This window comes from Streptomyces sp. SP17BM10, assembly GCF_036322405.1.
In the GTDB taxonomy this organism is placed as follows: Bacteria; Actinomycetota; Actinomycetes; order Streptomycetales; family Streptomycetaceae; genus Kitasatospora.
The window spans coordinates 1-6,270 of sequence record NZ_JAQYXB010000322.1; the positions used below are offsets into that span (position 1 = coordinate 1).

General features: G+C 70.8%; 7 protein-coding genes and 1 pseudogene. 3 read left to right on the forward strand and 5 right to left on the reverse strand.

Annotated elements, in window-relative coordinates; all coding sequences use genetic code 11:
* Positions 1-186: pseudogene (locus tag PUR71_RS01595) on the forward strand (NAD-dependent epimerase); the annotation flags it as partial.
* A complete protein-coding gene (locus PUR71_RS40950) occupies positions 183-308 on the forward strand; it encodes a helix-turn-helix domain-containing protein (protein WP_443077314.1) in 126 nt (41 codons plus the stop codon). The pseudogene PUR71_RS01595 and the gene PUR71_RS40950, both read left to right, overlap by 4 nt.
* A 52-nt stretch (positions 309-360) precedes the next feature.
* Here PUR71_RS40950 and PUR71_RS01600 read toward each other — a convergent pair whose 3' ends face one another.
* The 4 genes from PUR71_RS01600 to PUR71_RS01615 form a co-directional block, all read right to left on the reverse strand.
* Positions 361-1,473 (reverse strand): methyltransferase domain-containing protein, encoded by a 1,113-nt coding sequence (locus tag PUR71_RS01600; RefSeq protein ID WP_329924467.1) that lies wholly within the window; start codon positions 1,471-1,473, stop codon positions 361-363.
* A complete protein-coding gene (locus tag PUR71_RS01605; RefSeq protein WP_329924468.1) occupies positions 1,470-2,465 on the reverse strand; it encodes an MvdC/MvdD family ATP grasp protein in 996 nt (331 codons plus the stop codon). Before PUR71_RS01605 ends, PUR71_RS01600 begins: the two co-directional genes overlap by 4 nt.
* Positions 2,465-2,740, reverse strand: a complete 276-nt coding sequence (tgmA, locus tag PUR71_RS01610; protein ID WP_329924469.1) for a putative ATP-grasp-modified RiPP — start codon at positions 2,738-2,740, stop codon at positions 2,465-2,467. The genes PUR71_RS01605 and tgmA overlap by 1 nt, the downstream gene beginning before the upstream one ends.
* A gap of 443 nt (positions 2,741-3,183) precedes the next feature.
* Positions 3,184-3,378 carry a hypothetical protein gene (locus PUR71_RS01615; RefSeq protein ID WP_329924470.1) on the reverse strand — a complete coding sequence of 65 codons (195 nt, stop codon included), beginning with the start codon at positions 3,376-3,378 and terminating at the stop codon, positions 3,184-3,186.
* Positions 3,379-3,981: 603 nt separating this feature from the next.
* Between PUR71_RS01615 and PUR71_RS01620 the strand changes: the two genes are divergently transcribed.
* On the forward strand, positions 3,982-5,250 hold the full coding sequence (locus PUR71_RS01620) for a tetratricopeptide repeat protein (protein WP_329924471.1): 1,269 nt from the start codon (positions 3,982-3,984) through the stop codon (positions 5,248-5,250).
* Here the strand turns inward: PUR71_RS01620 and PUR71_RS01625 are convergent.
* Positions 5,231-5,893, reverse strand: a complete 663-nt coding sequence (locus tag PUR71_RS01625) for an HAD family hydrolase (protein ID WP_329924472.1) — start codon at positions 5,891-5,893, stop codon at positions 5,231-5,233. The genes PUR71_RS01620 and PUR71_RS01625 overlap by 20 nt on opposite strands.
* Positions 5,894-6,270 lie beyond the last annotated feature (377 nt).

The window sequence follows — 6,270 nt, forward strand, 5'->3', positions numbered from 1 at the left end:
CGCTTCCTCACCACCGCGCCGCCCGGCCTGCTCACCTACGGGCAGTTCCTGGACACGTGCGCGCAGGTGGCGGGGGAGGGGCGCGCCGAGCTCGTCTGGGTCCCGGACGCGCCGCTGCTCGCCGAGGGCCCGGACGCCGTCGAGCCGTGGAGCGAACTGCCGCTGTGGATGGCCTCGGCCAGATGATCGGGCGGGAGCGGCAGTCAATCAGCAACTACGAGATCGGCCGCACGCCTCCCGGGCTCGACGACCTGGTCGCCGTGGCCCGCGCCCTGGGAGTCGAGACATGGCGGCCGTTCCACGGTTAAGGTCCTGGCCGGCCGCACCGCCGTACGGCCGGCCATGGAGCGCAACGCGGGCCTATGCGGGCAGGAGCCACCTTGGGCCATCAGGATCGTCGAGCCACACACGTTGCTCACCGGCGGTGATGGTGATGCCGTACCGGTCGCGGGCCGGTCGGCCTTTGACCACGAACAGGCGGTGGACGGCTTCGAGGTCGGACCACAGAGCGCGCGGGCCTTCCTCGCACACAATGCCGTCGGCCCGCAGCTCGGCGACGGACCCGGCGCCGTCCCACAGGCAGGCGCCAACCGGTCGGCCGTCATCGGCGAGTTCGTAGTTCCAGCCCAGCGGGCCGAGGGCAACACTGACCAGGAACCGGAAGCTCTCATCCACCACGACGCCGACGCCGAGTTCCGTCCGCCGGCCGTCGCCGTCCGGGAGCGCCGGCCGGCGGATGATTCCGCTGTCACCCTCGGCGCGCAGGGGCATGAAGTAGGCGGGGGTGGCGAGGAACCCGCCGGTGGCCTCGGTGTCACTGGTCTTCACGACGCTTACGACGCCGGAGCCGAGCGGGGCGACGATCACACCGTCGTCGGCGAGTTCGGCCAGCCACGCCGGCGGGATGCGGTCGAGTCCGCAGGTTGCGACGATCGCCCCAAACGCTGGTCCGTCCATGGCGGGAACGGCGCCATCGGCGGTAATCACGGTCGGCTGGTAGCCGGCCGCAGCGAGGCGTTGGCGGGCGGCGGTTGTCACGTCGGGGTCAACGTCGACCGTCACCACCTGGTCGTGGCCATATCGGCGGGAGAGCAGTGCGGCGTTGTACCCAGTGCCGGTGCCGATCTCCTTCACCCTCGGGGTGGTCAACTCGCCGAGGGCCTGCAGCATCACCGCCATGAGGGACGGCTGCGTGGACGACGAGGCCGCGTTCCCGTCGATCAGGTGGGTGACGAGCGGGCGGTTCTCGTAGACGGACCGCAGCCACTCGCCGGCCTGGCCGGGGTCGTCGCCGGAGATGCGCTGCTGCCGGCCGTCGGCGCCCTGCCGGTAGAAGTACGGGACGAACAGGTGCCGAGGAACGTCGCGGAAAGCACGCTGCCAGGCGGGGTCGGTCAGGGAGCCGTCGGCGGTGAGCGCATCGACCATGGCGGCGCGCAGAGTGCCGGCGTCCGACTCGGTGGTGGTGGTCACGGGGTGCCCTTCTGGAGAAGGTCGGCCAGTGCGGTGGTGATGGCGGCCCTGGTGCAGTCGATCCACGCCCACTGGCCGCCGGCATTCACATCGATCAGCCAGTGGGTACCAGCCTGGTCCACGATCAAGTCAACGGCTGCGTAGACGAGTCCAAGGCGCCACAGCATGTCCAGGATGCCGGTACGGATCGCGTCGGGGAGGTCAACCGGTGAGTAGGCGAGACGTTTGGAGTCGGTACGCCAGTCGAGCCGGCCGGGACCATCGGGCGCGTCGACCCTGACAGGGAACAGCCGGCCGGCCACGCACGTGACGCGCACCTCGTACGCCTTGTCCGTGATCTCCCGCTGGAACAGGTGAGCGGTCAAGGCCACACGAGGGTCGGCCCACCGGTCGGCGGGGACTCGGGTGGTGTACATCTGTCCGCGCTGCCCGTTCTCGGTGTGGACGATGCCACCGAGGACTTTCGTGATGATCCGGCCGCCGCACCGCCCGGCGAAGTCGGCGACCGCGGCGGGATCGTTGGTCACGAGAGTGGGCGGCACAGGCAGGCGCGCTGCCACAGCCGCGGCAAGCTGCGTGGGCTTCGTGCAGTCCGCATTGCGCTCCGGCCGGTTGACCCACAGCACTTGCGGCAGGGAGCCGAGGACACCGGCGAACGCCCGCTTGGCCTGCCCGGCGGCGAATCGATGTTCCGGGCCGGACATGCCGTCGGGGAAGCGGAACGTGGTCGGCTTGCGCCACCACACGGACGCGAGCTCGGACAGGTCAATGCCGCGCAGTGGGCCGGTGAGGGTACCGCCCCACTGGCCGTCGGCCCCGAGCTCGGCGGTCATGGTCATCTGCTGCGGGAAGTCGGCGAGGTCGGTGCGCCAGAACGGGACGCCCCGGGCGTTGAGCTCGCGTAGGACGTAGTCGGCGGTGGGGTCGAGGTCGTGGGTGATGACGAGCACGCGGGGCGAGGCGCCCCGCGTGCTCTCGGCGCCGTGGGTCATCAGTCGTCGTTCTGGTCGTAGTCGACGCTGATGACGGTCTGGCCGTCGCTCTCGGTCTGGCAGCCCGAGGTCTCCATGGTGGGGAGGTCGATGGCCACCCGCCCGTCGATCAGCGAGAGCTGCGTGTCGGGGTCGACGGCGACGGCCGGCAGGTCGGCGACGGTCACCGGGTTGGTGACGGCGTCGAGCCCGAACGGGCGGGTGGCGAGCGGGCCGGACGGCTCGCCGTCCACGGTCATGTTGAGCGTGGGCAGTCGATCGGTCAGGACGGACATGGTGTCGCTCCCTCGTGCTCGATGGGCTCTCGGCCCTCCGGGACGGAGGGCCGAGGGTGATGCCGACCGCAAGCTCGTGGCCGGCCGGCACCGGATCCGCCCGGCCGGTGTGCCAACCGGGGAAGCGCGGGCGGAGTCTGTGGGGCGCGATCCCCTCAGCCGCGCGGGCGCGTGGAGGAACGCATGCCCCGGATCGGCGGCCGACCCGAGTAGAACCGCGGGATACGGCGCCAGTACGGCGGGAACCACCAGGGACGCATCAGAGCCTTCAGTAGCGGGCGTTGATCCTGCGCACTTCGGCCCGCAGGCGGCTGAGCGTCAGTGACTCCGCTGCGGGCTCCAAGGCGGAGGGAAGCGGCTCAGCACCATCCCGCCCGGCTTCGTCGGGGTACGGCACGGGGCCGCCGAGGAAGTGTGTCCAGGCCGGCGCCGGGGGCGCCGGGTCACTCGTCGTCATCCGGCACCGCCAGGCACTCGCCGTCGGCCACGTGCTGAGCACGCCACCTGGCGATCCTGCCCAGGATCTTCGGGTGGCCGGCATGCTCCGCGTCCTGGGCGTCGAGCAACTGGCACGTGGGGCACTGGTCGGCGTCGGCGGCGGGTTCCTGTGCTCGCTGTGCGATCTCACGAAGAGACACGGGCCACCGCCTTGCAGGACTTGGCGTGTCGCGCACGGATCTTTTCGAGCTCTGCCAGCACGCCGGGAGCCTGAGCCTCGGGGTACTTTCTGCGCAGCTCCGGATCTGCGATTCGGTCGAACGCCGCACAGACGGCGCATTTGGGCTGCGGCTTCGCCTTACGCGCGGGCACGACGGCGCTTCTCCTCGGCCCGCCCTCGCTGGTAGTCCTCGCGGCAAACAGCCATCGGCGCCGCGGAAGCCCACTTGCTCGGAGGACGTCGCGGTGTCGGGCGACGGGATTCGGGAGCGATGCCAGCCTGTCCCGCGGCGTCGAGGGGCTGGTCGGCGGTCGCCACAGCCACCCCAGGTTCTTTGGACGGGAGTTGGCCTGGCGTCGGCAGGTGAGCCGTCTCGGGCATCAGGTCCCCACTGTCAGTAAGCTGATGTCACCGTTCGGTGACAGGGGTAATCGTCGTTCTCGGAGCGGACGTCCTGAAGGCCTTGCAGAGGACTCCTGGAGGACTTGAAGAGGACGGCGGTGTCGGTCATATGACACAAGCGTCCCCTAGCAGTCCTCCCTCGGCCTATCGTTGAACCACCATCAGGTTCGCCGGAGGACTCGTGTCCAACACCGCACTCAAGGCCGCTCGACAGGCCGCCGGCTACTGCAGCCAGCAGGCCCTCGCCAGCGCGCTCACCCGAGCCGCACAACAGCTCGGCCTACGAGGCATCGAGGTCAGCACCCGGCAGGTCCGCCGATGGGAATCCAGCAACCCACCCTGGCCAGGCGAGGACTACCAGCGACTCATCGTCCACGTCCTGCGCCAGCCCATCGAGGACCTCGGTTTCCGCGCGCCATGGAGCCGCGGTACAGAACCCGCGATCGAGCCCACCCGAGGACCCGCCCCACAACCCGCGCTCCCCTCGACCGCACTGCGTGCAGCCCTCCCGCGACCGGTGAAACTCGGCACCCAGCCCGGCACGATTGGCGGTGACTACGCCATAGTGACCGAGGCCCACCGACGCCTCTACCTCTCCGTAGCGCCCGCCGCGCTCCACCGCGCCGTAGCCGAACACGCAGCCCTGGGCACCTCCCTGCTCGGTGAGACCTCCGGCACCGCACGCCGCATCCTGGCCGCAGCCCTCGCCGAAACGACCCTGCTACTCGGGCGCATCGAGTTCTTCGACCTCCGCCAGCCCGCCACCGCCGACGCAACCCTCGTCCGCGCCCTCCAAGCCGCAGGTGAAGCAGACGACAGCCTCATCGGCGCCGCCATCCTCGCTCACGCCGCATTCGTGCCCGGCTGGGCCGGCCGCCTGCCGGAGGCCCGCGAACGCATGCAGGCCGCCCGCGCCTACGCCCGCCGCGCCCCAGCCGCTCCCGAAATCCTCGCCTGGCTCGACGCAGTCGAGGCCGAATGCCTCACCCGCTGCGGCGACCAGCGCGGCGCTCTCTCCCTACTCCGACGCGCCGAGGACACCCTCGCCACCGGCGGCACCGTGCCACCACCCGACTGGTTCACCTGGTTCTCGGCAGTGCGCCTGCACGCGTTCAAGGGCAACACCGAACTCGCCGCCGGCCTCATCCCCCAGGCCCGCACGACCCTCGAACGCGCACTCGCCGAACTGCCCGAGACCGACGGCAAGCAACGCGTCGTCGTCCTCGGCGACTTGGCGGCCGTCGAGGCAGCCGCCAGCCGCCCAGACGAGGCGTGCGCCCTGCTAGAACAGGCCCTCGACCAGCTCGCCACGACCTGGTACGCGACCGGCATGGAACGCGTCCGCGAGGCTCGACGAGCGCTCGCCCCGTGGCAGGACTCGGCGGCCGTCCAACGAGTGGACGACCGCCTCTACTCCTGGCCGGCGATGCTCAACTCGCTCCAGCGTTGAACTTGGCGATCAGCTCCGGCAACTCAGCGAGCGAGTCGATCCGAAACGTGGCCTGCTCGGCAGCCGGGGCGTGCTGCTGAATCCAACCCCACGGGCCACGCCGAATCAGCGCCGTCTTCATCCCCGCCCGCGCGGCGGGGAGCACGTCGTTGTCGAGCCGGTCGCCGACATAGAGGATCTCGCCCACGGCCGCCGGAACCACCTCGGCGACCCGCTCGAAGAACGCCAGGTCCGGCTTGCTTGCGCCCCAGTCGTCCGAGGTGCCGATCAGGTCGACGTCCCCAGTGAAAAGCTCCCGCAGTAGTCCGCCGGCGCGGACGGTCTGGTTACCGGCAATGGCCAGCCACATGCCGTCCGCCCTGAGATGCGCGAACGCGGGCCGCACGTCCGGGTAGATGTCGTCCTCGCCGAACCACTCGGGTCGGCCGGCGGCGGCGCGCTTCTCACGCTCCTCGTACAGGTCGAACCCCGGCCGGAACACCTGGAACGTCTCCCGGTAGTCCCGTCCTTCGGCGATCACCGCCCCGAACTGGGCGACGAACGTGTGCCTGGGCACGCCCAGCCAGTCCGCCCAGGTGCCGTACTCCCGGGTCTCGTCGACCAGGCACTCGCCGACGTCGAACACCACTGCCTTGATCGTCATGCCCGCAGCCTAATGGGCGAGGACGTCCTGTCCGGGGCCTCTCGTGCGATGGCGGCACGCGCGGCCGGAGTCCCCGTGCTTTAACGCGGGGAGGAAGTCAAGTCCTGCCCCTGCACATCGCCGTGGTCGAGGCGGACCGGGCGATGATCGCGGCCCGCGAGCAGGACGGCGGCGTCGACGCAGCGCGGGACGCTTACGTGGAGCGGGTGCTCGCGCTCCGCGCCCACCCCATCGGGGCTACGCCTCCGGGCCCGTGGCCCAGGAGTGGAAGAGGGGCCAGGACTCAGGGGAAGGACGAGCGTCGAGCCATCGGGGTCCCGGCGGGCCGTCCTCTGCCCGGCGCGAAAAACGGTGTGCGCGGGGCCGGGCCCGGGGCA